Genomic DNA, 26,536 nt, shown 5'->3' with positions numbered 1-26,536 from the left:
GACTCCCTTGGGATTAAGAGGAATGTTCCATGAAGCGGGCGGCGCCCTGGGAGGCAGTGAGGCGCACGGCCTCCTCCACCTGCGCAGGGGTCGGGCCGCCGTCCGTATCGAATAGTACGAGACATACCCCGGTGCGCACGGCGGCGCGCAGGGGATGCTCCCTGCCGGGGAAAAAGGTAGCGTCCGCGGGCTCCTCGGCCTGCTCCAGCAGACTCTGTCCGGGCCGCAGGGTGAGGAAGACGCCGGGCAGCACCGAGGTGACGCGCACCAGGTCGTGCAGCTCGGGCATGGAGCCGGTATCGACGGCCAGCACCTCGTTGGGCGCGGGCAGGCTCCTGTCCGCGGCCCCCAGCGGAAGCTCACGCAGGGCCATCATGCCGGCCTCGACGATCGCGGCGGACGTATCGCCGGATGCGGTGGCAAAGCACATGGCGAAGCCGGCCTCGGCAGCCTGTTTTGCCTGTGCCGGGTCGGCCAGACCCTCCAGCACCAGGACCAGAGCGAAGTCCTGGCCGTAGGCGGCGTGGGCGGACTCATTGAGCTGTGCGCAGACGTCGCTCCAGCGTTCGGCCGGGAAGTCGGCGATGTTGAGCACCAGGGCCAGGGGCGCGCCATCGGCCACGGCTGCCTGGATGGCCGCGAGGCCGTCCTCTGTGTTGCGGATTGCGAAAGCCGGGGCGGCGTAGCCCGCGGTGTAGGCGTCCTGAAGAATCGCGGCGAGTAGGGTGCGTGGATCTGTCATTTCGTATGTTCACAGTGAGACAGCTTCGCCGCGCACCCCAAAAAGCGCGAGAGCACGGGCGCACAATCGACTGTCCCTGTTTAGGGTAGAGTTCGGGCAGATGTCAATAAATCCCCGCCTCTGGAGAATTTGACAATGCCTAGGCCGTAATCTTCAGTGCCTTCACCAGCCGCACGAGCAGCTCCGGGGACTCGTTGAGGTCCGACAGCTCCAGGTACCGCCGGCGTTGGGCAAAGCGGTCCGTCAGCGTGCTGATGTACGACTCGCGCGCCTCCACGGAGTCCGGATTGTACATCTCGGCAAAGCCGGGCAGCAGGGCGTCCACCGACTCGGCCGTGGGAATCTGCGCACCGGACAGCAGGTCCCAGTCGCGCCACTCAAGCTGGTTCAAAAGGATTGCGGACTGCAGGGTGAGCGACGTTTTCAGCGGGATGGGGGCCAGGTCGGAGTCCGAGTGCTTCCAGAAGCCCACGGAGTTGAAGCAGAAGCATTGCGCGCCGTGCTCCATCACATCCAGGAACGCGGCCACGTCCTTCCACAGGGGGTAGACGCGGAAGGGGTTGGCAAAGGGGATGAAGACGAGCTTCTTGAGCTCCTCCTCGGAGACGTTCTCGGCGTGGTTGCGGCGGGTCATCAGGCTGGCGCCCATGGCCACGGCCAGCTCGTGGTTGTCGAAGCGCAGGATGGGCGGCAGGGTGGTGTCCTTGGTCAGCCAGCAGACCAGGTCCGGGAAGCGGCAGCGGTTCACGTACTTGCCCAGCAGGTCGCGGTCGAACAGGGCGCGGCCGTTAGGGTTGCGCAGGTCCTGCCCCAGGGGCAGCACCTTGCCCTCCACGTTGATGACGCCGTGGTTCATCACCGAGATGCAGTACTCCCAGTCCGGGTGGCCCAGGGGCCGGGAGTCGGTCTTGTCGAACAGCGTGGGCTCCCAGACGCGGCAGACCCTGGCCTCGCGGTCGATCTGGAAGGCGTCGTCGTGCAGCACCACCTTGTTCACGCCCTCGGGCAGGGTGCCGTCGTTGTCCGCGGCGTTGGTGTGGGAGCTCTTGCCTGTGCCGGACAGGCCGAAGAAGGCGATGGAACGCTTGCCGATGGACTTGTGCTGGTTGGCGCAGCCGGAGAAGTCGAACTCCTTGATGCCGCCGTGGCAGGCGGCCCAGCCCAGGCGCATGCCCGAGGTCCAGGCCAGGGTGAGCGTGCCCTTCTTGCGCTCGCCAAAGTATCGCATGCCGAAGTTGAACATGACGTTGGCTTCTTCATCCACCAGCGCAAGCTGGGCGCCGCCTTCATCGTGGTAGTAGGGATCGCGGATGGTCCAGCGGTTGTCGCCCACCACGATGATGTCCGGCACCGGCAGGACCGCGCTCGCCTCGTACTCCTGTGCCAGCTCCTCGTACGGGGTGAAGTTGACCAGCCAGTTGAAGACGTTGATGGCGTCGTCCTCGGAGGCCACGATGGTGGCCTTGATCATCATCTCGGAATCGAGTCCGACAATGGCGTGGGCCTTGATGCAGGGGCGTTCGCGCAGACCCACCAGAGCCTCGCGCACGTCGCCCAGCACCTTGCGCTTCTCTGAGCCGGGCATGCGGTTGAAGAACCGCCGGGCCTGGGCCGTGCGGCCCACGATGCGGCCGTGCACGTTGTTCAGCACGGTGGCGCCGCCGGGCAGGCCGAGCCGCTTTGCCGCCGGCGGGTAGATGGGCATGTCCGTCTCGATGACGTCCTTCTGGCGTCTGGCCAGCTCGTAGGCGTCGGCGGCGGACACGGTGCGCACGCGTGGATCGCAGGCCAGCGTTTCCGCCATGGCGCGAGTCGGGGGGATGCTCTTCAGATCGTCCTTATAAAACTCGTACGTCGATTTGCTTGCCATAATGTATAGGCTCCCTCAGGCTTTTGGGGGCCAATATCGCGTATGACGCCGAAAGGCCAGTATACATTTTTCGTAATTTTACACCTTTCCGCGGAAAACCCTCGGTGTTAGAGATAAAAGTCATGAAACGTCCCACTGATCTTCTTGCATATGACCCGCAGTCCGAAGCCGAGGGCAAAGGAAATTGTTCTGCAACAATGCAGTGTGAGGAACAGTCCGAAAGCTCAGCGTCAAGGACCGGCGGCTTCGCTCGTCCCGAAGACAACGCGTTCGAATATGGGCAGGCCATCGCCGGCCTGGCCGATGCGATCAAGGCGCGCAACAGAACGGCGCGGCGCCAGGGCGTGCGCCCCCAGGACAAGGCCAGGGCCAGGAGTCGCAACAAGCTTTCCAAGGCGCTTACGAAGATTTTCGACGAACAGGGCGAGACCGGCCAGGACGACGTGGTGGTGCGGAGGCCGGTGAAGAAGCCGGAGGATGTGTAAAAGGCACAGCAAACGGCCATGCCTCCGGCGGCCAGGGGAACATTGCTCCCCTGACTCGCCCCGTCCTGGGGCTCGTCGCTTCGCGATCGGTTCGCGTTGTTCACCGGCCCAATTCTCCTATCCTGGAGAATTGTGGACCCAAAATTCTAGGGTTCAGGGAACTTAGTTCCCTGACGGGGAGTTCGAGGGGCCGCGCCCCCCGCAAGTCTTACTTCTTCCGCTTTTCCAACTCTTCCAGCACGATGCGCTCGGCCTCCTTGCACACCTCGGGCAGGGGGAGCATGGCATTGACGGTGCGGTAGCGGTCCTTGTTGATGGCCGCCCAGGTCAGATAGCCCTCGCGCACGCGCTTGTGGAACTCCAGGGACTCGGCCTCGAACCGGCCCTCGGTCGCGGTCTTTTTCTCGGCCACGTTGCGGGTGAAGGCGCGCTTCAGCCCCACCTCGGGTTCCAGGTCGAAGAGCAGGGTCAGGTCCGGCCAGAGCCCCTGCACGGCCACGTCGTTGAACTCGTGCAGCTTCTTGGGGTCCAGCCCCCGTCCGTAACCCTGATAGACCACGGTGGAGTCGGCAAAGCGGTCGCAGAGCACTACGAGGTCGTCCTGCAGGGCCGGGCGGATCACGTGGTGGATGTGCTGGGCGCGGTCGGCCAGGTAGAGGAACAGCTCGGCCTCGCTGGTCAGGTCCGTGGAGGAGATATCCAGCAGAATCTTGCGCAGGGTCCGGCCCAGGCGGGAGCCGCCCGGTTCGCGCGTGGTGGTCACGCCATACCCTTTTTCCATCAGCACCTCGGCCAGATGCACGATGACCGACGACTTGCCCGAGCCTTCTATCCCTTCAAAGGTAATGAACATTGATTTTCCTTGTTCGCCTTCTCCCGGTTCCCGGAGATGGAGGCGCCCGGCGTGGACCGGGGCTTGAAGAGGAAACGGTCCAGCCCGCGCTGGAACGCGGACCAGCCGGTTGCCTCGATGGGGTCGCCGCCGTTTTCCTGGGCGGCCATGGCTTCGTCCTCCACAGGGGCGAGGGCGTTCGCCACCTGGTTCATCTTGGCGTCCAGGTTGTCGGCGTAGTGCAGGGCAAAGGCCTCGGCGGTCTTGGGCCGCTTGGGCGAACCGTACTCATACTCGCCGTGGTGCGACAGTATGATGTGCTTGAGGTGAAGAACGAGATGGTCCGGCAGGCCGGAGTCCTCCAGGAACGGCGCGATTCTCTCCAGGCCGATCTGGATATGGCCCATGAGCCGGCCGGCGTCGGTGTAGTCGTTGGCGAATCCGCCGGACAGCTCCCAGGCCTTGCCCAGGTCGTGCAGGGTGGCCGCGGCAAAGAGTATCTCGCGGTCCAGGTGCGGGTATTGCTCCGCGAACTTCACGCACAGCCCGCAGACCGAGAGCGTGTGCTCCATCAGGCCGCCCAGGTAGGCGTGGTGCATGGCCTTGGCGCCGGGCGAGTACATGAAGCGGGTGCGGATCTCCGGGTCGCCCAGAATCCGCTTCATCAGCCGCCGCCACGGCGGGTAGTGCAGGTTCTGGCGGCAGAGCTCTTCCAGCCTGTGCATCATGTCCTCGGGCTTCTGCGGCGCCGAGGGCATGTACTCCGAGAGATCCACGCGCAGGGCGAGGTCCCCGTTTTCCACGTCCACGGGCTCGTCCTCGTCGTCCACCACCGGGTGGACATAAGCGAGGCGGTCCAGGGTGAGCTGTATCGAGTCCCGGTACATGCTGGCCCGTGCCTCCACAAAGACGAGGCGGCCGCACTCGATGGCCGGGAACTGCTGGCTGAGCGGGCTCCAGATCTTGGTCTCCACCGTGCCTGTGGCGTCCATGAGCTGTAGAGTCCAGAACGGTCCGTTCTTCGCCGTGCCGCTACGGGCCGAGGCGATGGCGAAAATATCCGAAACGGCGTCGCCGGACTGCAAGTCGCGGACGAACTGCCGTTTGATATGCTGGGGAATTGGCTCCACCTTCCGAGAAGCTTCCATGAGTCGGCGCGTCACTCCGATGCAACAGAATGGGATGTATGTTACAGGCGGAATCTTGCCCGAGGCGGGTGGATCGTATACCGTTCCCGCTCGTATGGGATTTCCGCGGTCCGAGAGCTGACAAGGTGAACCTATCGGACCCGTTCTGTCAATCCACAGCCTTACTTCGGAGCATACACGCATGCGTATTCTGCTCACCAACGACGACGGCATTCAGGCGCACGGTCTGCGCGTTCTTTTCAAGGTCTTCAAGGAGGCCGGCCATGAGGTCCACTGCGTGGCCCCGGTGACGGAGCAATCCGCCGTGGGACACGCCGTGACCATCGCCATGCCCCTGCGCGTCAAGGAGTTCAAGGAAAACGGCTTCCGCGGCCACGGTGTGTATGGCACGCCCGTGGACTGCGTGAAGCTCGCGCTCTCGGCCCTGTTGCCCGACAAGCCGGACCTCGTTGTCTCCGGCATCAACGCCGGGGCCAACGTGGGCGTGGACCTCTTGTACTCGGGCACGGTCTCCGCCGCCACCGAAGGCGCCTTCATGGGCTTCCCGGCCCTGGCCGTCTCCTACGACGATTTCAACCACGCCGGCCTCACCGACGAACACGGCCGCTACGTGGTCGACATGGCCGAGCGCCTGCCCCTGGGCGATCTGCCCCACAAGTGCGTGCTCAATCTGAACTTCCCGCCCAGGCCCATGGCCGAGTGCAAGGAGCTCAGGATTTGCCGCCACACCAGCGCCATGTGGGAAGACTGGTACGACGAGCGCAAGGACCCCCGCGGCCGGCCGTACTACTGGCTCACCGGCGTCATTCCGCCGGAAAAGGTCTCGGCCGATACCGACCGCGCTCTGCTCACGGCCGGACACGTCACTCTCACGCCCCTGCGCTTCGACTTCACCGATTATGAGCTCATTACAAGCCTGGGCGGATCGCTGGGGTAGGAAAAGCAAAGCCTCCGGCGGCCAGGGGAACATTGTTCCCCTGGCCCCCAGATATGGGTCCAGGGAGCTTAGCTCCCTGGCGGGGGGCCTGAGGGGCAGCGCCCCGCAGTAGCCTTTTCAGCCTCGGACTGTGCCTCGCCCAGCCCGAGGGCAATTGATCCGATTACGCGGTCTTCTTCGTAGACTTCATTTCGAACTTATCCGGGGTGTCGAAGACATCGAAGGAAATGACGTCGGTCACGTAGTAGCCTGCGTGGAGAGTTCCCGCCGGCACGAAATAGGTCTGCCCCTTGGTGTAGACTGTTTTTTCGTCACCGAGGGTGATCTCAAATGTTCCTTCAATAACAATACCCCACTGCGCTTCATGGGAGTGCTCCGGCAGGTGCGTACCAGCCTTGACCAGGAAGAATATGGACTGGGTCGTTTCTCCCTGGATCAAATGCCCTGTGATGGAATCGACCGGCATGTCGATCTCCGGCAACCCTGTGATCATCTTCGGCAACAGATCGTTCATGGCAATGCTCCTTAAGTAAGCTCATACGAGCGACCTTGCAGTGAAAGGCTCAGGCGACCAGATAATACTCAAAATCGTTACCAAATGGATCAATGGGCCATTGGCCCCGTCAGAACAGGTATAAATGACTCCCGGACCCCAGATATGGGTCCAGGGAGCTTAGCTCCCTGGTGGGAGCCCGAGGGCAAAGCCCTCGGAGCAAGCTATTCTTCCCTCTCGCATCGCATCAGCGTGACCACCTCGCCGCTGCCGGCGAGGCTGATGGTGCAGTTGCCGTCGCGGTCCACGGCGATGCCTGCGGGGGTATCGAGGTTGCGGGCCACGACAGACCAGGCGCCATTGGGAGCAAAGCGGTAGACGGCGCCGGTGGTGGGCGAGGCGGCGTAGAGGCTGTTGTCCGGGGCGTGGGAAAGCACGAGGGGGGAGGGCAGGCCGCGAGCTATTTCCACGGTGTTGCCGTCCGGCGTGAGCATGAGGATGGCCCCGTGCACGGCCACGTAGCGGTTGCCGCGCGGTCCCTGGACAATGGAGCCGGGAGTGTTCAGGCCGCTGGCCAGGGTGCGCATGGCCGGTTGTGATCCGGAAGCCGGAGAAGCGCCGGCGGCGTCTGCCGGTTCGGCGCTCCAGGCGGCGCTGAACAGTGCGAGCACGAGGACCACGGCCGTGATGGTCGCGAGTCCCGGACGCCGCACGCGGGGACTTCGTTGTCGTTCTGTAAAGAGCTGCAGCATGGCGTTACTCTCCGTCTTCCATATCGGCGAAGACCTCGCCGGTTGCGAACAGGGCGTTGAGGGCCGTGGGGAAGCCGCAGTAGACGGCGGTCTGGATGACGATCTCAAGGATCTCGTTGCGCGTGAGCCCGGCGCGCAGGCCGGCGCGGACATGGACCTTGAACTGCGGCCAGGCGGACTGGGTGGCCAGCGCGGTGATGGCGGAAACCTCTCGTTCGCGCAGGCCCAGACCGGGGCGGGCGTACACGTCGCCGAACGGAAACTCCACGAGATACTGGGCCAGGTCCGGGCTGATGGCCTCCACCGCGGCAAGCACGTCCCCGCCGCCGTGGCCGTCGACGCGGCCCAGGTTTTCGAGCCCGCGGGTGTACCGTTCGGACGGGTTTTCAGGCCCTTTGTGGCCGTTGGCGCGAGGTACGGGTGTTGTGTCGGGATTACGGTTCATGGCGTTCCTCCATGGCAAAAGGTTGCATTTCTCCACAACTGGAGAATGGAACCGGGTACTCCATATGTCCAATATATATTTACACGGCGATTGATATCTTGTAGGTATCAACCCTATGGATGTTCGCCAGCTCACCTACTTTGTGGCCGTTGCCGAGGAAGGGCACTTCGGCCGCGCTGCAGACCGCGTGCACATCGCCCAGCCACCCTTGAGCCAGCAGATCCGGAAGCTGGAGGACGAGCTTGGGGTGCGGTTGTTCGACCGTACCAGCCGCAAGGTCTCGCTGACGCGGGCCGGGGAGGCACTGTACGAGCGCGCCACGGACATTCTCGCTCGGGTCGCCGCGGCAGAGGAGCATCTCAAGGCCATGGCCTCGGGCCGGCGCGGCACGCTGGGCGTGGGCTTTGTGGGCCCGGCCATGGACAGCCGCCTGCCGGATGCGGTGCGCGCCTACCGGGAGTCCAACCCGGACGTGGAGCTCACCCTGCGCCAGCTCAGCACCATCAGCCAGCTGGAGGAGGTTCAGGACGGCCGGCTCGATGTGGGCTTTGTTCGGCTTTTTGACGAGAAGCCGCTGGCCTTGGAGCGCCGGCTTTTTCTGCAAGAGGAGTATGTGCTGGCGCTGCCGCGTTCGCACCGTCTGGCCACGGGAGCCGGGCCGGTCCATCTGGCCGAGCTGGCAGACGAGCCGTGGATCATCTTTCCGCGGGAGTCCGGGCCCAAGCTCTATGACTCGATCATGGACGCCTGCCGCAAGGTGGGCTTCACCCCGCGTATTGTTCAAGAAACCCTGGGCAAGATGACCACGGCGGCGCTGGTGGCGGCCGGCATGGGCATCTCACTGCTGCCGCACGGCACGGCCCAGATGCGGCCGGAGCTGGTGACGCGGAGCGTGGAGGGGCCGCTGCCGCTTATGGAGATATGGGCCGTGTGGCGCAAGACGGACGACGCCGCCGCGCTGCACGCGTTTTTAGACGTGGTGGGCAAGGAAGCGGGTTGGGCCGAGTGATGCGGTTACGCTACGCCGGCATAGGGGATATACCGGGCGGCCGGAAGAACGGACGCAGAAAAGCGAGGATTACGGACGGACTCCAAGAGGCCCCGGCGCAATGCGCGGGGAATCGGACCATGCCCAAAGATGCGGCGTTACCAGCGGAAGACGGCGCGTGTCACGCCGCCGTCCACACGGAAGGTCTGGCTTTTCTGTATCCCGTTGAGGGATGCCGTGACCGCATAGGAACCGGCTGGCAGCTTGGCCAGAAGCCAGGGGCCGTTCACCGGGGTGTCGATGACCACGCCCTGGCCCTCGATGTGCACCACGGCGCCGGCCACGTAGGCGCGGCCGCCCTCGGCGAACTCGAGCTTCAGGTTGTAGTCCGGCAGGGTGCGGGTCATGGCCATGCGTTCGTCCTTGCCAAAGCCACCGGTGACGTAAGGCGCGCTGCCCTGTACGCTGGTTTCCAGGCTCACGGCGAGAGCAGGCAGAGAGGCGAGAAGCGCCACGAGAAAGACCGGCGCGAGGATGACCGCTGTCGATTGGAGCCACCGGGTCGCAATCATGTCGTCCTCCTGGTTGGGATGCACCACGGTCCTCGTCTATGCGGAACGATGGTCTGATAGCCAGTATAGATTTCCTAACAAAATGTAATCTTTTAGTAAAGCAGAAACGAACAGAGCAGGAATAAATACCCGAAGGAGAGGCGGTCGCGAGCAGTTCGTCTTGCCTGCGGGCGCCATATTCGGCTACAAACAGAATTTGTTGATTTTGCATTGAAAACGGCAGGGCTATGCGCTTTTTGAGATGCGTGGCCCCGGGTACCCGTCACCTCTCAGCAAGGAAGCTCCATGAAGTTCGCATTCAGGTGCATCATACCGGCGCTTGTCCTCGTTCTCTCCCTCTCGGCCTCCGGCCCTGCGCATGCCGAGCGCGTCCACGCCCTGGCATTACACGATACGCCCAAGTACGGCCCGGACTTTACGCACTTCGACTATGTGAACCCTGATGCGCCCAAGGGCGGTCTGGCCCGCTTCGGCGCCATCGGCTCCTACGACAACTTCAATCCGTTCATCCTCAAGGGCATCCCGGCCAGCGGCGCAGGCCTGATCTACGATACGCTGATGACCAAATCGAACGACGAGCCCTTCACCGCATACGGATTGCTTGCCGAATCCGCGGAGATCGCGCCGGACAACACCGCCATCACCTTCTATCTGCACCCCGAGGCAACGTTCTCCGACGGCGAGCCCGTGACGGCCGACGACGTGGTCTTCACCTTCCACGCACTGACGGAAAAGGGCAGCCCGCTCTACAAACGGTATTACGCCGACGTGAAGGCCGTGACGGCCGTGGATCAGCACACCGTGCGCTTCGACTTCGTCAACGGCCAGAACCCGGAGCTGCCGCTCATCGTGAGCGAGCTTCCCGTGCTGCCCAAGCACTATTGGGAGGGCAAGGACTTCAGCGCCGTGAACCTGGACGTGCCCATCGGCAGCGGGCCATACAAGCTCTCCGAATACAAGACCGGAAGCTACGTCGCCTATACGCTGCGGGACGACTACTGGGGCAAGGACCTGCCCGTGAACAAGGGCCGGAACAACTTCGGCACGGTGCGCTACGACTACTACCGCGACGACACCGTGGCCATCGAGGCGTTCAAGGCCGGGGAGTTCGACTACCGGCAGGAGCGCATCGCCAAGGAGTGGGCCACGGCGTACAACGGCCCGCCTTTCGACAAGGGCTTCATCCAGCTGGAGGAGATTCAGAACTCCATCCCGGGCGGCATGCAGGCCTTTATCATGAACACGCGGCGCGACATGTTCAAGGACCCGCGGGTGCGCTACGCCATGGATTTCGCCTTCGACTTCGAGTGGACCAACAAGAATCTCTTTTACGGCCAGTACGTGCGCACCGAGAGCTATTTCTCCAACTCGGAGCTGGCATCCTTCGGCCTGCCGTCCGAGGACGAGCTGAAGCTGCTGGAGCCATTTCGCGACCAGGTGCCGCCCGAAGTCTTCACCACGGAGTACCAGGCGCCCAAAACCGATGGCAGCGGCAACAACCGCGCGAATCTGCGCAAGGCGCTGGAGCTGTTGGCTGAGGCCGGATACACCCTGCAGAACGGCGTGCAGACCAAGGACGGCAAGCCCCTGGCCTTCGAGCTGATGATCCGCGACCCGGCCTTCGAGCGTATTGTCCTTCCCTACATCCGCAACCTGGAGCGCATCGGGGTGAAGGTCACGCCGCGGCTGGTGGACGATTCGCAGTACATCAACCGGATCACCGCCTTTGATTTCGACATGATCACCTTTCCCCTGGGACAGTCCAACTCGCCGGGCAACGAGCAACGCTACTACTTTTCTTCGGAAGCGGCGGATACGCCGGGCACATACAACTTCATGGGCGTGAAGAGCGAGGCCGTGGACTCGCTCATCGACACGATTATCAACTCCAAGAGCCGCGGGGAGCTGATTACCGCGTGCCGAGCCATGGACCGGGTGCTGCTGTGGGGTCACTACGTGGTGCCGCAATGGCACACGGGCTACTACCGCCTGGCGTACTGGGACCTCCTGACCAGGCCGGAGACCATCCCGCCGTATGGTCTTGATCTGTGGGCGTGGTGGATCGATCCGGAACGCGCCGAGACCATCCGCGCGGCCAGGGGCAAGTAGCCGGAACCACCACACGCCTTTGCCATGACTTCTTACATCATACGCCGCCTTCTGTTCATGATTCCCACGCTTATCGGGATCATGACCGTGAACTTCCTCATCATCCAGGCCGCGCCGGGCGGGCCGGTGGAACAGATGATCACCCGGCTGGAAAAGACCGAGGTCGGCGCGCTCTCCCGCGTGGGGGCAGGGTCCGGCGGAGGCGAGGTGAGCGCCCCATCCTCTGGCGACTCCACCTACCGCGGTGCCCAGGGGCTCGACCCGGAGCTGATCAAAGACATCAAGAAGCTCTACGGCTTCGACAAGCCGCTGTGGAAGCGCTACCTGATGATGCTGGGCAACTACGCGCGGTTCGATTTCGGGGAGAGCTTCTTCCGCGGCCGACCCGTGACCCAGCTGATCATCGAGCGATTGCCGGTGTCCATCTCCCTGGGGCTCTGGTCCACGCTGATCATCTATCTCATCTCCATACCACTGGGCATATCCAAGGCCGTGCGCCACGGCTCCAAGTTCGACATCTGGACGAGCTTCGCCGTGGTGGTGGGCTACGCCATTCCGGGATTCCTCTTCGCCATCCTGCTCGTGGTGCTCTTTGCCGGCGGCAGCTACTTCAAGATATTTCCGCTGCGGGGGCTGGTTTCCACCAACTGGGATGACCTCTCCCTGGTGTGGCAGGTGCTGGACTATTTGTGGCACATGGTGCTGCCGGTCACGGCGTTGTCCATCGGCGGCTTCGCCACCCTGACCATGCTCACCAAGAATTCGTTCCTGGACGAGATCAACAAGCTCTATGTGGTCACGGCGCGGGCCAAGGGGCTCACGGAGCGCAAGATCCTGTACGGCCACGTGTTCCGCAACGCCATGCTGATCATCATCGCCGGCTTCCCGGCGGCGTTCATCTCGCTCTTCTTCGCGGGCTCGCTGATCATCGAGGTCATCTTCTCGCTGAACGGCCTGGGACTGCTGGGCTTCGAGTCCACGCTGCAGCGCGACTATCCCGTACTCTTCGGCTCGCTTTACATCTTCAGCCTCATCGGGCTGGTCATCAAGCTCATCAGCGATCTTACGTACACGCTCGTGGACCCGCGGATCGACTTCGAGGCCAGGGGGAAGTAGGGCGTGGCCATTCTTTCTCCCATCAACCTCAGGCGCTGGCGGATATTCAAGGCCAATCGCCGGGGCTACATCTGCCTGTGGCTGTTTCTGGCGCTGTTCATCATAAGCCTCTGCGCGGAGTTCGTGGCCAACGACAAGCCTTTGCTCATACGCTTCAAGGGTGAGTTCTACGCGCCCATCCTTCAGACCTACCCGGAGACGGAATTCGGCGGCACGTTCCCCACCGAGGCCGACTACCGCGACCCCTACGTGCAGGAGCTCATCGAGGCGGACGGCTGGATGGTCTGGCCGCTGATTCCGTACAACTACAAGACAATCAACTACGACCTGCCGCAGCCGGCGCCCAGCCCGCCCTCCAGTGAGAACCTTCTGGGCACGGACGACCAGGGCCGGGACATCCTGGCGCGGGTTATCTACGGCTTCCGCATTTCCGTGCTCTTCGGCCTGGTGCTCACCTTCTTCAGCTCTATCGTGGGCGTCATCGTGGGCGCGTTGCAGGGCTACTACGGCGGATGGGTGGACATCCTGGGCCAGCGCTTCATGGAGATATGGCAGGGCCTGCCCGTGCTCTTCCTGCTCATCATCCTCTCCAGCTTCGTGCAGCCCAACTTCTGGTGGCTCCTGGGCATCATGCTGCTGTTCAGCTGGATGACGCTGGTGGACCTGGTGCGCGCCGAGTTCCTGCGCGGCCGCAACCTGGAGTATGTCGTGGCGGCGCGGGCCTTGGGGCTTTCGGACAGGGCGATCATGTTCAAGCACATCCTGCCCAACGCCATGGTCTCCACCGTGACGTTCCTGCCGTTCATCCTCAGCGGCGCCATCACCGCGCTGACCTCGCTGGACTTTCTGGGCTTTGGCCTGCCCATCGGCTCGCCGAGCCTGGGCGAGCTGCTCTCCCAGGGCAAGGCGAACCTGCAGGCGCCGTGGATCGGCATCACCGCTTTTATGACTTTGGCTGTGATGCTCTCGCTGCTCGTGTTCATCGGCGAGGGGCTTCGCGACGCCCTGGACCCCAGACACGAGGCCATGGGAGGCTGATTGATGGCGCCCATCGTGACCATAGAGGACCTCAAGGTCTCCTTCATCAGCGGTCAGAGCACCGTGGAGGCGGTGAAGGGCGTGTCCATCGAGGTGGAGCGGGGCACAACCCACGCCCTGGTCGGCGAGTCCGGCTCGGGCAAGTCCGTTACCGCGCTGTCCATCCTCCGGCTTCTGAACCCGCGCAGCGTGCGCTATCCCACGGGCCGCATCCTTTTCGAGGACCAGGAGATGCTCACCGCGTCCGACGCGACACTGCGGCACATCCGCGGCAACAAGGTGGGCGTGGTCTTTCAGGAGCCCATGAGCTCGCTCAACCCGCTGCACACCGTGGAGCGCCAGATAGGCGAGGTGCTCAAGCTGCACAACGGCATGTCCGGCAATGCGGCGCGCAAGCGGATCATCGAGCTGCTGGACCACGTGGGCATCCGCGAGCCCGAGGAGCGCCTTTCCTCTTATCCCCACCAGCTCTCCGGCGGCCAGCGCCAGCGCGTGATGATCGCCATGGCCGTGGCCAACGAGCCGGAGCTGCTCATCGCCGACGAGCCGACCACGGCCCTGGACGTCACGGTGCAGCGCAAGGTCATGGAGCTTTTGGAGCGGCTGCGTCGCGAAATGGGCATGACCATGCTGCTCATCACCCACGACCTGTCCATTGTCCGGCGCTGGGCCGAGCGGGTCAGCGTGATGCGCCACGGCGAGATCGTGGAGCACGGGAGCAGGGAGCAGATCTTCGAGCACCCGGAACGCGAGTACACTAGAATGCTCATGTCCACGGAGACCGGGGAGCCGCCCGAGCCGCCGCAGGGACACGTGGAGACCGTGCTCTCCTGCGACGATCTCAAGGTCTGGTTCCCCATCAAGAAGGGCGTGCTCAAGAAGACCGTGGGCAACATCAAGGCCGTGGACGGCGTGAGCATTGACGTGAAGAAGGGGCTTTCCCTGGGCCTGGTGGGCGAATCCGGCTCCGGCAAGACAACCCTGGGCCAGGCCCTGCTGCGGCTCAACAGCTCGGACGGTCCCATCCTCTTCCACAATACCCGGCTCGACAGCCTCTCCCAGAAGGAGATGCGGCCCTTCCGCAGGAAGCTGCAGGTGGTCTTTCAGGACCCCTTTGGCTCGCTCTCCCCGCGGCTCACCGTGGAGGCCATTGTGGAGGAGGGCATGAAGGTGCAGGGCGTTCCCCAGGAGCAGCTGGAGGCGCGCGTGGTCAAGGTGCTGGAGGAGGTGGGCATGAACGCCGAGGACCGCCATCGCTACCCCCACGAGTTCTCCGGCGGCCAGCGCCAGCGCATCGCCATCGCCCGCGGGCTGGTGCTCGACCCCGAGGTGCTCGTGCTGGATGAGCCTACCTCGTCGCTGGACCGCTCGGTGCAGTTCCAGGTGCTGGAGCTGCTCAGGCGGCTGCAGGCAGAGCGCGGGTTGGCCTATCTGTTCATCACCCACGACCTCAAGCTGGTGCAGGCGCTGTGTCACGAAGTGGTGGTCATGCGCGCCGGACAGGTCGTGGAGCACGGCCCCACCCGGGCGCTCTTCGACAATCCGCAGACCGACTACACGCGGGAGCTGGTGGAGGCCGCGTTCCTCAAGCCCCGCCCGCGCGGGGAAAGGGAGGCCAGGGACTGAGCAGAGGTGCTGCCGTGCGGCTTTTTCCCGGCTTCCGGGCCTGCGAATCCAACGGAAGACGGCCGGCGTCATGGATTTCCGGCATTCCTGCTCTACAGGCGGTCAAAATTGTGGTAGGCTCGCGGTACTCCTCCCCCCAGGGGGGATTCTACTGGATGACGGACGAAGAAATCTTCGAAAACGCAACCAGCAATGCACATGGGAACGCACGCAGGAACCCGCATGGAACGCTTACCGATACGCAAGGAAACCATCTACACGCTGCTTGAGTTTTACGATCTCATGGCCAGGACCCGCAAGGTCAAGAAGGCCATGGCCGAGGACATATTCGCCGGCAGGCCCGGCATGGAGAACGGACGCCAGGATCTGAACAACGCCCTGGACACGCTGCTGGCCATGCCCCGGGACGGCTTCGATCCCCTCAGGCTCCGGCAGGTTCTCGCCCTGGACGGCAAGGGCGTGGCCGTGGACCTGGCCTACGAAAAGACCGAGCTGCTCAAGGACCTGCAGTTCATCGACCTCGACGAGGCATCATTCGTCCGCTTCCTCGGCACTATCCACCCCGACTTCGAGCGCTACGTCCAGGAGGGCGTCTGCCTGCTCCAGGGCAAACGCTTCCGCGCCTTCATCACCGACCGCGACGGCACGGTGAACAACTACTGCGGTCGCTATCGCTCCTCCATCCAATCGTTGTACAATGCCGTGTTTCTGGCGCGTTTCGCCAGGAATGCCTGCGAGTTTCCGATCCTGCTCACCTCGGCGCCGCTGGCTTCGCCCGGCGTGGTGGACGTGAGCGTGATGCCCACCGGCGCGATGATCCTGGCCGCATCCAAGGGCCGGGAGTACCTGGGCCTGGACGGCAAGCGCCACGCCTATCACATCGAGGACGCCAAGCAGGCCGTGCTCGACGCCTTTAACGAAAAGATATCCGCGCTGCTGGAAAAGCCCGAGAAGAACAAGTTCACACTCATCGGCTCGGGCCTGCAGTTCAAGTTCGGCCAGACCACCATCGCCCGGCAGGACATCTCCCGCTCCGTCACAGAACAGGAGTCCCAGACTCTGCTCGACCAGATCGAGGACATGGTCCGCAAGGTCGATCCCGAAGGCGCGGACCTGCGCATCGAGGACACCGGCCTGGACGTGGAGGTCATCCTGACCTTTGAGACGGCCGGCGGCATGGTCAAGGACTTCGACAAGGGCGACTCGGTCCGCTACCTCGACGAAACCTTGGGAATCGGCATGGAGCAGGGGCCGCACCTCGTCTGCGGCGACACCCCTTCCGACCTGCCCATGCTCCAGGCGGCCATGGAGAAGAACCCGGACGAGACGTACGGCGTGTTCGTCACCAAAAAACCGGAGCTTGCGGAGCGCGTGCGGGAAATCTGCCCGCGCAGCGTCGTCGTGCCGGAACCCGACATCCTTGTGACGATGCTCGGTCGGTTGGCCTGAACCATACAGGAACATTACTCGATCTACATAACGAAAGCTGAAACGAGGAAGAGCGCTTATGACCGCTGAAGTATGCAAGGGAGTCATCTTCGACCTGGACGGAGTCATCACTGGAACCGCAAAGGTCCACGCACAGTCGTGGGAGAAGATGTTCAACGAGTTCCTGAGCAGGTATGCAGAACGAGAAGACAAGCCCTTCCTGCCGTTCGATCCCAAGGACGACTACCTCAAATATGTGGACGGCAAGCCGCGCTACCAGGGCGTGAAGAGCTTTCTGCAATCGCGTGGCATAGACCTTTCCTTTGGCTCACCCGAAGACCCCAGCGACAAGGAAACCATCTGCGGTCTCGGGAATCGTAAGAACGACTTCTTCCGCGAGATCGTCAAGGAGCAGGGTCCTGAGGTCTTCGAGACTTCGGTGCAGTTCATCAAGGCGCTCAAGGAAGAGGGCATCCGCGTGGGCGTGGCCTCCTCCAGCCGCAACTGCCGGCTCATCCTGGAGCAGGCCGGCCTCATGGACATGTTCGACACCCGCGTGGACGGCGAGGTCTCGGCCGAGCTGAAGCTTCAGGGCAAGCCCAATCCAGACATCTTCGTCACCGCGGCGCACAACATGGGGCTGCGCTCGGCCCAGTGCGTGGTGGTGGAAGACGCCATCAGCGGCGTGCAGGCCGGCAAGGCCGGGAACTTCGGCCTGGTGCTGGGCGTGGCCCGCGGCGTGGAAGGCACGCTGCTGGAGCGGTTCGGCGCGGATATCGTGGTGCGCGACCTGGGCGAGATCACCCTTGCCGACGTCCGGGAGTGGTTTCGCACTGGTCTGCAGGAGGACGGCTGGAACCTCCACTACGAAGGGTTCGACCCTGGTGACGAAAAGCTCCGCGAAACCCTGACCACCGTGGGCAACGGCGTGGTGGGCACGCGCGGCGCCTTTGAGGGCGAGTCCGCCGGCTTCCACTACTACCCCGGCACGTACATCGCCGGCGTCTTCAACAAGCTGCCCAGCGAGGTCCACGGCCGCACCATCTATAACAACGACTTCGTCAACTGCCCCAACTGGCTGCTCGTCGAGTTCAAGATCGGCAACAGCGACTACGTCAGCCCCATGTCCCTGGAGATACTGAGCTATCACCAGAATCTGGACCTGCGCCGCGCCGTGCTGGAGCGGACCATCGTCTGCAAGGACAAGCTGGGACGCATCACCCGCATCCACACCGGTCGCCTTGCCTCCATGGCCGAGCCGGGGCTTCTCTGCCTGCATTACGACATCACGCCCATCAACTACAACGCGCCCATCACCGTGCGTTCCTCCCTGGACGGCAACATCATCAACGACAACGTCGCCCGCTACAGACAGCTTGCCTCCCGCCACCTGGAGTTCGTCAACTCCGGTCCTGCCGAGGACGGCGAGTCCATTTATCTGCACATGCGCACCAACGTCTCGAACTACGAGATCGTTTTGCAGGCCAAGACGCAGGTCTACGAGGAGCGCGACCGGCTGGAGCTGGACAAGAAGCTCGTCACGGACATGGCGCGCATCGGCGAGGAGATGGTCATCCAGGCAAAGGAAAATCGCACCTACCGCGTGGAAAAGCTCGTGGGGCTGGCCACCAGCCTGCACGAGATCATGGAAGGCGTCTCCTCCCTGCGCGACGAAGCCGCCCGCTGGATGGACAAGGCCCACTCCTTCCACAACGCCCTGGGGCCGCACACCCGCGCCTGGGAAGCGCTCTGGGACAAGTGCGACGTCCAGATCCGCGGGGATCGCTTCTCTCAGAAGGTCGCCCGGCTGCACATGTACCACCTGCTGGTCACGGCCTCGCCCCACAACAAGATGCTCGACGCTGGCATGCCGGCGCGCGGCCTGCACGGCGAGTCCTACCGCGGCCATATCTTCTGGGACGAGATCTACATCATGCCGTTCTACGATCTCCACTACCCCGAGATCGCCCAGGCCCTGCTCATGTATCGCTTCAATCGTCTGGGCCCGGCCATGGAGTACGCCCGCCAGAACGGCTACGAAGGTGCCATGTACCCCTGGCAGACGGCCGACGACGGCTACGAGGAAACCCAGGAGCTGCACTACAATCCGCAGAGCGACGACTGGGGGCCGGACCTCTCCAGACGCCAGCGCCACGTCTCCATCGCCGTGTTCTTCAACATCTGGCGCTACGCCGCCTCCAGCGGCGACAACCAGTTTCTGGCCGAGTACGGCGCCGAGGTCATGCTCCAGATCGCCCGCTTTTGGGGCTCCATCGCCTACTTCGACAAGGACACGGGCCGCTACCACATCGAAGGTATCATGGGGCCGGACGAGTTCCATGAAAAGCTCCCCGGCTCGGACACCCTGGGCCTCAAGGACAACGCCTACACGAACATCATGGTGGTCTGGCTGCTGGAAAAGGCGCTTTCCCTGCTCGATACCGGCATCCTCTCGCCCGAGATCATGTCCAAGCTCGAAGAATCCGGCTTCAGCGACAAGGACGTGGCCAAGTGGCGCGACATGACCACGAAGATGAACGTCATCATCACCGACGACGGCATCATCAGCCAGTTCGAGGGCTACATGGACCTGGACGAGCTCGACTGGGACGACTACCGCAAGCGCTATTACTCCGTGGGCCGCATGGACCGCATCCTCAAAGCCGAAGGGGACTCCCCGGACCACTACAAGGTCGCCAAGCAGGCCGACGTGCTCATGACCTACTACCTTCTGGAACCCGATGAGGTCTCCCGCATCCTCAACCAGCTCGGCTATGCGACCGGCGACCCCATCGAGCTGCTCACCAAAAACTACGAGTACTACGTGGCCCGCACCTCCCACGGCTCCACGCTCTCCAAGATCGTCCACACCGTCATCGCCTGTTACGTGCACGGCTGCCACCAGGCCTGGCAGTGGTTCAAGGAGGCCATGGAATCCGACATCTACGACACCCAGGGCGGCACCACCACCGAGGGCATCCACAGCGGCGTCATGGCCGGCACCATCGAGGCCGTTACCCGCTACTTCGCCGGCGTGGACCTCTCCGGTGACGTCATCTGTATCCACCCCAGCCTGCCGGAGCACTGGACCAAGCTCGCCTTCAAGCTCCTCTGGAAAAGCACCTGGTACGGCTTCCGCATCACCCAGGACCGCGTGGCCGTGCGCGTGGAAGGCAAAGGCCACCGCTCCATCCCGGTCCGCATCGTGGATACCGAGCTCATTCTCACCCCCGGTGAGGAACAGGAAGTGCGGTACTGATAGTCGACATTATATCTGGAATGCACGAAGGCCCGGCTTCTCTAGAGAAGCCGGGCCTTCGTCGCGTCGAGGGGCGCGGGCCAACGCGCGGTTGGCTCTTTGTCCATTGAGGGCTTTGCCCTCAAACTCCCACCAGGGAGCAATGCTCCCTGGACCCAGTACAGGGGTCCAGGGGAACACTCTTCCCCTGGCAGGGGCAGTGGGGGACAGCGTCCCCGCACTCATCCGAGAAAGCGTTCCAACACGCCGAAGAATGTCTCGATATCCTGGTCTGTTGTGTAGAGGTGCGGTGCTACGCGCACGCTGGCGCCGCGGATGGAGACGGAAACCTTGTGGGCGGCCAGGGCGGAGAGCAGGGCGGGGGTGTCCTTGCCGGCGGGCAGGCCAAGGCCGAGCATGTGGGGCGCGCGTGCGCTTTTGGGCGCAACGGCGAGGCCCAGGGATTGGGCGCGGTCGGCGATACGGTCGGTCAAGGCGGCGAGGGTGTCGACAACGGCCGGCAGGGTCCAGTCGAGGATCTGGGTGATGCCGGCGGCGGCCACCGGGGCGAGCTGGAACATGGAGGCCTCGCCCATGTCGAAGCGGCGGGCGCCGGGCTGGTAGGCGTCCTGGTAGTCCACGAGCCGGGAGAAGTCCTCGCTGCCGGCGCGGGAGAGGTAGTTCTCTTCGAGAGGTTCGCCTTCCTGGCGGTGCGGCGCGACGTAGAGGAAGCCGTAGCCGTAGGCGCCGAGCAGCCACTTGTGCGATGCCGTGACCAGGAAGTCCGGCTGAATGGCGGCGAGATCCACGATGGAGGCGCCCATGGCCTGGGTGGCGTCGACGACCAGGGCCGTGCCGGACTCGCGGCAGCGCTGGCCAATGGTGACGAGGTCCACGCGGGTGCCGTCGGTCCAGTGGGACGGCGGCAGGGCGGCGATGGCCGCACGCGGCCCGTCCTCGAAGGCCTCCAGGATGGCGCGGGTCCAGTCCTGGTCCTCCTGGCGAGGGATGGTCTCGACCACGGCGCCGGTGCGGGCGGCGAGATTGCGCCAGGAGTAGACGTGGGACGGGAACTGCTCGGCCAGCACGAGGATGCGCTCGCCGGGCAGCGGCGACAGGTTCCGCGCGGCCGTGGCAACGCCGTAGGAGGCGGCCGGCACGATGGCCACGTCGTCAGACGTGCAGTTGGCGAGCTGCGCGAACAGCGCGCGGCTGGTCTCCATGGAGGCGATGAAGTCCGGCGCCGACAGCTGCCAGGGATGGGCCTTGCGGTCCAGGGCGGCGTCGGCCGCGACGCGCGCAGACTTGAGCAACGGTGAGGTGAAGGCGCAGTTCAGGTAGGCGATGTCGTCCGGGATGTCGAAGAGTGCACGCTGATTGGGGATCATGGCGGGTTCCTGATCAAGGAAAGAAGTTGTAGGAAAAAACCATCTACACCAGGAGTGGAATACGGGCAACAGCAGGCAGAAGATGATGTTGTGTTGTTTCCAGGGTATCTAAAATGAGGGGACCAACAGCGTGCAAGGTCACGGCGCAGGCAAGGAGGAGATTCGTGGTAACAGGCATCCATATTCTACTGACCTATGCGTGCACCCACGAGTGCGACCATTGCTTTCTGTACTGCAGCCCACGGGCAAAGGGTGTGATGACCGCGGCGCAGGTCCGCGCCGTGCTGGACGAGGCCGAGAAGATCGGCACGGTGGAGTGGATCTTCTTCGAGGGCGGCGAGCCCTCCCTGTACTACCCGTTGCTGCTCGAAGGCGTCCGGCAGGCGCGGAATCGGGGGTTCCAGGTCGGAATCGTTTCCAACGCCTTTGGCGCGGTCTCCGATGAAGATGCGGAGCTGTGGCTGAAGCCGTTGGCCGAGCTCGGCGTATCAAGCCTCAGCCTCAGCGACGACGCCTTTCATTACGGGGAAGAGCGCAGCCCGGCCAGACGGGCGCTGGAAGCGGCGCAACGGCTCGGGATTCCGGTCTCGACGATCGCCATTGAGAAGCCGTTCGTGGAAGCCGCGCCCGGACAGGGACAGGACAAGGGAGCGCCGGTCATCGGCGGTGGCGCCATGTTCAAGGGCCGGGCCGCGGACACGCTGACAGAAGATCTGCCGAGACGACCGTATCAGGAGTTCACGGCGTGCACCCACGAGGAGCTGGTGAAGCCGAAGCGGCTGCATGTGGATCCGTTCGGCCACGTCCACATCTGCCAGGGCGTGAGCATGGGCAACATGTGGGAGCGACCGCTTTCGGATCTGGTCGCGGAGTACGAGGCTGGCGCGCATCCCATCTGCGGGCCGCTGGTTGAAGGAGGCCCGGCGCTGCTGGCGGAAAGGTACGGAGTGGAGCTCGATGGCTGTGTGGACGAGTGCCACTGCTGCTTCCTTGCCCGGCGTGCGCTGCTCGACAGCTTTCCGGAGCACCTGGCCCCGCGCCAGGTCTATGGTCGGGAGTAAAGAGTGAGACTGCGCCAGCCTGTACACGACGCCCGACTCTTCGAGAGGGCAGGGTGGGGGAGGGCACAGGCTGGCAGGGCCGCACGGAGGGGATGCTCCAGAGCGGCCACGGGATGTATTGATTCAGGCTTCTGCCGGGCGTTGATGCGGCAGCGGAACGCCGGGCGGGCTACTCCTCCTGCCCGGCCTGGTCCAGCCACGTGGTCAGGGCGTCGATGATCTTGCGCGCCTGGTCCTGGTTGGAAATGACGAACTTGGACTGCTGGCGGAACTCGCCGTGCATCTTGCGGTAGCGGCGGATGGCGTACTTCTCCGGGCCGTAGTCTTCCTTTTTGCGATCCCATTCCTGATAGCGGAAGAGGATGGTGGTCCAGCCGCCGCGGGTCAGAATTTCCTTGTCCAGCTCCTTGACGACAAGGATGCCGTCTTCCTCGTAATCAATTGTAATATCGTCGATATTTTCAGCCATGATATGCCTCGGTGGGGTGTTCTGGGTTAGTCGGCGCGCTTGTACAGCTCGCTCAGGGTGACGCCCTGGATGGGGCCGGACTGGGTCAACCAGCTCAGGAAGTGGCGGATCTTCTCGATGAGCCGTTCCACGGCCTCCTGGTTGGTGAAGTTAGGGCTGTGGCCGGGCATGAGCTCCGAGGAGTGGAGGAACATGATGAGCACGTTGCCCCCGCGCATGCGGTGCAACCTGGCGGCCCAGCGCATGGAGGGCGAGGGGTACCAGACGGGCTGGATGCCGGCCGCGGCGATGGCGCTGTAGTTGGCCAGGATGGATTCCTTGATGCCCGTGGGCATGAGCTTGGCCAGGGCGTGGGTGAATCGCGCCGAAGGTGCGAAGACCGGCAGCATGGTCAGCGGCGCCTCGGTCACGCGGGGAAGATCGCCCACGGCGGGCAGCAGATACGGGTCGTAGGACGGGGTCAGGAAGCGGTCCGGCCCGCGGCGCACGTAGCGCAGGGGGGCGTGGCTGGCGTCCACCAGCACGCCGAACTCGGGCAGCAGGGTTTCGATCTGCTTGCCGAAGTCCCAGCGGCCCATGCGGAAGGAGGTGGCAGGCTTGCCGAAGCGTTGCTCCAACGCCTCGAACAGGGTCGCCATCTTGCCGCGCAGCAGTTCCATGGGCATGTCGTCGCTGCGAACGGGCTCGGGCCCGAGATCCTCGATGGGTGGTGTGTTCCAGGGATGCAGGTGCGCGCCTATCTCGGCGCCGCGTTCATCGCGCAGGCGCATGAGCATGTTGCTGGCCGCGTCGTCCTGGGCCACCTGGTAGCTGGTAAGCAGGGTGAGAGGGAATCCGAACTCGTCGTAGACGAAGTTGAGCGCGTCGAGGTGCGATACGTTGCGCACCCCGGGGGGAGTTCGGGAGTACTTGCCGGAAAACAAGCCTTCTTCTTCAACGTCTATGCTGATGACGAGTTTCACGTAGATATCCTTATATTAATCTCGGCTTGGCCGTTCATGGGTCAGCCGCGCATGTCGAAAGCGACCTTCATGCTGTTCGATCCGCGTTTGTCGAAGACGGACTGAAAGGCCTTGCGCCATTCGTGCAAGGGGTAGGTATGGGTGAGCAGGCCACGCGAAGCAAACGCGGGGTCGCCCAGAAATTCGAGGGCCAGATCGTAGGTGCGGCGGCGTTCGCCGCCATACTCTCCATGGCCGTAGTACACGGTGCCGGTCATGGTCAGCGCGCGGAACCAGAGGCTGGAGATATCCGCGCCGCCGGCGCTGTCGGCCGTACCGACCATCACATATTTGCCGCGACCACGCAGGCTTACGAGTCCCTCTTCCAGAGAACGCGGGCTGCCCACGCAGTCATAGAACACATCGGCTCCGCCTTCAAGATTGCCGCCGCCCAGTGTGGTGGGCAGATACCGGGCGTTCACGGCCGCGCCCAGGTCCTTGCGCGAGGGGCTCATGAGCACCTCATCCGCGCCGCCTGCCGTGGCCAGCTCGGCCTGGAAGCGATGCCGTGCCACGGCGATGACCCGTGCGGAAGAGCCCACGGCGCGCAAGGCGCGCACCAGGAACTGCCCGATCACGCCCATGCCGTAGACCACCACAGTATCCTCATCGGACGGGCGGTTCTCCAGCACAGGCTGCAGGGCGGAGGCCAAAGGATCGGCCAGCACGGCCAACTCGTCGGGCATGGAGTCCGGCACGCGTAAACATTGCAGCGGGTGGGCGGCCACCAGCTCGGCCATGCCACCGCCGGTGGCGGAGTTGAAGCCGATGCCGGGCCCGGCCGCCAGCCCCTCGTGGGTGAAATTTTCGCACAGGTTCCAGTCGCCCCGGGCGCAGTAGCGGCAGGGCGGAAGTCCGCGCACGGCGCAGTGGAGCGTGGGCTCCACCACAACGCGGTCGCCCTCGGAAAAGCCGGAGCCGGCCGGGGCGTCGGCCACCTCGGCCACGATCTCGTGGCCCATGCCGATGGGGAAGGAGCCGTACGGCTCCATCAGATAGGACTCGGCCCCGCGCAACAGGTTGAGGTCGGAACCGCAAATGCCGCACATGCGCACTTTAAGGATGAGCCACTCCGGACCAATGCCGCGCCCGGCAAGGGATTCGCGATCAAAGGGAATGTCCATGAGAGCCACGGGCGCCAGGGCGGGCACAAAGCGGCGCCGCATCAGGCGCGCAGCTCCTGCCGAGGCCAGGTAGCGAGGGACGGATTTTCGGTAGATAAGTGCATGCATGGCGGTATTCCGGGAGAATTCCGGTGTCTTTAATCTGTTACGGTAACGCATGTGCGCCGCGCAAGACAAGTACCAACAGCGGGCACCGGAGCGCTGCGGCGAGTTGCGCAGAAGAATTATTACATCAATTGACGCGAGGCCCGGGGCGCGTTACATGACCTTTCGCCGTCTGGATGTCGTACACCGGACGGCCGTCCGTTCGTATGTTTGTTTGTCACCCGGCGCCGTCCGTTTCGATACAACAGTGAGGAAGCCGGGGCGCGCCCCCGATGTTCCCTCCACCTTGCCGGCTCGCTCCGATGCTGAACGGCAGGGCGCCTCCAATCTCCGAAGGATATAGATAGACCCATGTCAAAACGCAGCACTATCGGTTGCGGTTCGATTCTCCGACTCGCATCCCGTCTGTACAAATACCCCTGGATCTACTCCTCCCTCGCCGGTCTCCAGCTCGAAAAGACCTTCTTCAATCAGATCGGCCCCAAGGGCGGAGAAGGCGACGCCAACAAGATCCGCCAAGTCAGCATCCGCATCACCGATCTGTGCAACCTGCGCTGCATCATGTGCGGCCAGTGGGGCGAGCACGGCTTCCTGCATGGGAAGAACCTCAAGGAGCTCAAGAAGTGCGAGGTCCCTGTGGAGCGCTACCAGGAGCTGCTGCGCGATCTGGCGGCCCACGGCCACCGGCCCATCCTGTACCTCTGGGGCGGCGAGCCCACCATGTACAACGGCTGGCTGGATCTCCTGGAGACGGCCAAGGAGCTGAAGATGCCCTCGTCCATCGTGACCAATGGCACCAAGCTGGCGCAGTATGCCGACCGCATCATCGACTCCTCCATGTATCTTTGCCAGATCTCCATCGACGGCCACAACGAGGAGCTGCACAACTCCATCCGTCGTGCGCAGGGCATCAACAGCTTCAAGTCCATCAACGAGGGCATCGACGCCCTGCAGGAAGCTCGCGCCCGCGCCAACAAGAAGCTGCCGCTCATCGCCTCCCTGACCACGGTGTCCCGCGACAACGCGAACAACCTCGTGGACATCTACGAGGCGTTCAAGGACAAGGTGGACCTCTGCGTATTCTACCCGGCGTGGTGGATCAGCGAGGAGCGCGCCGACGCGCACACCAAGGACTTCGAGCGCCGCTTCGGCTTCGAGCCCCAGCTCCACCGCGGCTGGATCGGCGGTTGGACGCCGCAGGACTACAAGGCGCTCAACGAGCAGTTCCAAGAGCTGCGCGCACGCTCCAAGGGCTACAAGAACCCGCCTGTCATTTTCATCCCCAATCTGGATGGCGAGGAGGATCTGGAGAAGTACTACACGGATCACTCCGAGCGCTTCGGCTATGACGAGTGCATCTCTATCTTCCAGGTTATCGAGATCGACTCCAACGGCGACATCTCGCCGTGCCGCGATTACCACGACTACGTGGTCGGCAACGTCAAGGATCAGACCATCACGGAGATCTGGAACTCGGACCGCTTCAAGCAGTTCCGCAAGTCCATCTCCCAGGACGGCCTGATGCCCGTGTGCAGCCGCTGCTGCGGACTTATGGGGTACTAAAGGCTC

Annotated in this window: 23 protein-coding genes; 11 read left to right on the top strand and 12 right to left on the bottom strand. The window is 63.6% G+C overall.

The window, feature by feature from the left end; translation table 11 throughout:
• Positions 1-13: 13 nt before the first annotated feature.
• Positions 14-742, bottom strand: a complete 729-nt coding sequence (locus tag E8L03_RS05690; RefSeq protein ID WP_144305816.1) for a beta/alpha barrel domain-containing protein — start codon at positions 740-742, stop codon at positions 14-16.
• A gap of 139 nt (positions 743-881) precedes the next feature.
• Positions 882-2,612 carry a phosphoenolpyruvate carboxykinase (ATP) gene (locus E8L03_RS05685; RefSeq protein ID WP_171266806.1) on the bottom strand — a complete coding sequence of 577 codons (1,731 nt, stop codon included), beginning with the start codon at positions 2,610-2,612 and terminating at the stop codon, positions 882-884.
• Positions 2,613-2,809: 197 nt separating this feature from the next.
• On the opposite strand from E8L03_RS05685, the gene E8L03_RS05680 reads away from it, so the two are divergent.
• Entirely contained in the window at positions 2,810-3,097 is a 288-nt protein-coding gene (locus E8L03_RS05680; protein ID WP_171266805.1) for a hypothetical protein, read from the top strand.
• A gap of 208 nt (positions 3,098-3,305) precedes the next feature.
• Here E8L03_RS05680 and tmk read toward each other — a convergent pair whose 3' ends face one another.
• Both tmk and E8L03_RS05670 read right to left on the bottom strand, forming a co-directional pair.
• Entirely contained in the window at positions 3,306-3,950 is a 645-nt protein-coding gene (gene tmk / locus E8L03_RS05675) for a dTMP kinase (protein WP_171266804.1), read from the bottom strand.
• Positions 3,926-5,077 carry a 3'-5' exoribonuclease YhaM family protein gene (locus E8L03_RS05670; RefSeq protein ID WP_171266803.1) on the bottom strand — a complete coding sequence of 384 codons (1,152 nt, stop codon included), beginning with the start codon at positions 5,075-5,077 and terminating at the stop codon, positions 3,926-3,928. The genes tmk and E8L03_RS05670 overlap by 25 nt, the downstream gene beginning before the upstream one ends.
• Positions 5,078-5,258: 181 nt before the next feature.
• On the opposite strand from E8L03_RS05670, the gene surE reads away from it, so the two are divergent.
• Positions 5,259-6,014: a 5'/3'-nucleotidase SurE gene (surE, locus tag E8L03_RS05665; RefSeq protein ID WP_171266802.1), complete on the top strand. Its 756-nt coding sequence runs from the start codon at positions 5,259-5,261 to the stop codon at positions 6,012-6,014.
• Between the two features lie 163 nt (positions 6,015-6,177).
• On the opposite strand, the gene E8L03_RS05660 is transcribed toward surE, so the two are convergent.
• The 3 genes from E8L03_RS05660 to E8L03_RS05650 form a co-directional block, all read right to left on the bottom strand.
• A complete protein-coding gene (locus E8L03_RS05660; protein ID WP_171266801.1) occupies positions 6,178-6,528 on the bottom strand; it encodes a cupin domain-containing protein in 351 nt (116 codons plus the stop codon).
• 203 nt (positions 6,529-6,731) lie between these two features.
• Positions 6,732-7,259 carry a hypothetical protein gene (locus E8L03_RS05655; protein ID WP_171266800.1) on the bottom strand — a complete coding sequence of 176 codons (528 nt, stop codon included), beginning with the start codon at positions 7,257-7,259 and terminating at the stop codon, positions 6,732-6,734.
• Positions 7,260-7,263: 4 nt separating this feature from the next.
• Entirely contained in the window at positions 7,264-7,704 is a 441-nt protein-coding gene (locus tag E8L03_RS05650; RefSeq protein WP_144305823.1) for a carboxymuconolactone decarboxylase family protein, read from the bottom strand.
• 115 nt (positions 7,705-7,819) lie between these two features.
• Between E8L03_RS05650 and E8L03_RS05645 the strand changes: the two genes are divergently transcribed.
• A complete protein-coding gene (locus tag E8L03_RS05645; protein WP_171266799.1) occupies positions 7,820-8,713 on the top strand; it encodes a LysR family transcriptional regulator in 894 nt (297 codons plus the stop codon).
• Between the two features lie 137 nt (positions 8,714-8,850).
• Here the strand turns inward: E8L03_RS05645 and E8L03_RS05640 are convergent, their stop codons facing one another.
• On the bottom strand, positions 8,851-9,264 hold the full coding sequence (locus E8L03_RS05640) for a carboxypeptidase regulatory-like domain-containing protein (RefSeq protein ID WP_144305825.1): 414 nt from the start codon (positions 9,262-9,264) through the stop codon (positions 8,851-8,853).
• A 285-nt stretch (positions 9,265-9,549) separates the two neighbouring features.
• Here E8L03_RS05640 and E8L03_RS05635 point away from each other — a divergent pair, with 285 nt between their 5' ends.
• From E8L03_RS05635 to E8L03_RS05610, 6 genes are all read left to right on the top strand, one after another.
• Entirely contained in the window at positions 9,550-11,373 is a 1,824-nt protein-coding gene (locus E8L03_RS05635; protein WP_171266798.1) for an extracellular solute-binding protein, read from the top strand.
• A 24-nt stretch (positions 11,374-11,397) separates the two neighbouring features.
• Positions 11,398-12,489, top strand: a complete 1,092-nt coding sequence (locus tag E8L03_RS05630) for a microcin C ABC transporter permease YejB (RefSeq protein ID WP_144305827.1) — start codon at positions 11,398-11,400, stop codon at positions 12,487-12,489.
• A gap of 3 nt (positions 12,490-12,492) precedes the next feature.
• Positions 12,493-13,527, top strand: coding sequence for an ABC transporter permease (locus tag E8L03_RS05625; RefSeq protein WP_144305828.1), 1,035 nt, complete (start codon positions 12,493-12,495; stop codon positions 13,525-13,527).
• Positions 13,528-13,530: 3 nt separating this feature from the next.
• On the top strand, positions 13,531-15,153 hold the full coding sequence (locus E8L03_RS05620; RefSeq protein WP_171266797.1) for an ABC transporter ATP-binding protein: 1,623 nt from the start codon (positions 13,531-13,533) through the stop codon (positions 15,151-15,153).
• Between the two features lie 222 nt (positions 15,154-15,375).
• Complete coding sequence (locus E8L03_RS05615; protein WP_171266796.1) at positions 15,376-16,602, top strand: trehalose 6-phosphate synthase; 1,227 nt, start codon at positions 15,376-15,378, stop codon at positions 16,600-16,602.
• 58 nt (positions 16,603-16,660) lie between these two features.
• A complete protein-coding gene (locus E8L03_RS05610; RefSeq protein WP_144305831.1) occupies positions 16,661-19,840 on the top strand; it encodes a beta-phosphoglucomutase family hydrolase in 3,180 nt (1,059 codons plus the stop codon).
• Positions 19,841-20,061: 221 nt separating this feature from the next.
• Here E8L03_RS05610 and E8L03_RS05605 read toward each other — a convergent pair whose 3' ends face one another.
• Positions 20,062-21,207, bottom strand: a complete 1,146-nt coding sequence (locus E8L03_RS05605; RefSeq protein ID WP_171266795.1) for an aminotransferase class V-fold PLP-dependent enzyme — start codon at positions 21,205-21,207, stop codon at positions 20,062-20,064.
• Positions 21,208-21,371: 164 nt separating this feature from the next.
• Here E8L03_RS05605 and E8L03_RS05600 point away from each other — a divergent pair, with 164 nt between their 5' ends.
• On the top strand, positions 21,372-22,268 hold the full coding sequence (locus tag E8L03_RS05600; protein WP_171266794.1) for a radical SAM protein: 897 nt from the start codon (positions 21,372-21,374) through the stop codon (positions 22,266-22,268).
• A gap of 169 nt (positions 22,269-22,437) precedes the next feature.
• Here E8L03_RS05600 and E8L03_RS05595 read toward each other — a convergent pair whose 3' ends face one another.
• From E8L03_RS05595 to E8L03_RS05585, 3 genes are read right to left on the bottom strand one after another with little or no spacing between them, the layout of a single operon-like run.
• The gene (locus E8L03_RS05595) at positions 22,438-22,737 is read right to left on the bottom strand and encodes a hypothetical protein (RefSeq protein ID WP_144305834.1); all 300 of its coding nucleotides are present in this window, start codon (positions 22,735-22,737) and stop codon (positions 22,438-22,440) included.
• Between the two features lie 26 nt (positions 22,738-22,763).
• Positions 22,764-23,699 carry a polysaccharide deacetylase family protein gene (locus E8L03_RS05590; RefSeq protein ID WP_171266793.1) on the bottom strand — a complete coding sequence of 312 codons (936 nt, stop codon included), beginning with the start codon at positions 23,697-23,699 and terminating at the stop codon, positions 22,764-22,766.
• Between the two features lie 41 nt (positions 23,700-23,740).
• Positions 23,741-24,970: a zinc-dependent alcohol dehydrogenase gene (locus E8L03_RS05585; protein ID WP_171266792.1), complete on the bottom strand. Its 1,230-nt coding sequence runs from the start codon at positions 24,968-24,970 to the stop codon at positions 23,741-23,743.
• A 348-nt stretch (positions 24,971-25,318) separates the two neighbouring features.
• On the opposite strand from E8L03_RS05585, the gene E8L03_RS05580 reads away from it, so the two are divergent.
• On the top strand, positions 25,319-26,530 hold the full coding sequence (locus E8L03_RS05580; RefSeq protein ID WP_171266791.1) for a radical SAM/SPASM domain-containing protein: 1,212 nt from the start codon (positions 25,319-25,321) through the stop codon (positions 26,528-26,530).
• Positions 26,531-26,536 lie beyond the last annotated feature (6 nt).

It is taken from the genome of Oceanidesulfovibrio marinus (assembly GCF_013085545.1).
In the GTDB taxonomy this organism is placed as follows: domain Bacteria; phylum Desulfobacterota; class Desulfovibrionia; order Desulfovibrionales; family Desulfovibrionaceae; genus Oceanidesulfovibrio; species Oceanidesulfovibrio marinus.
This window is presented reverse-complemented; position numbering and strand designations above follow the sequence as displayed.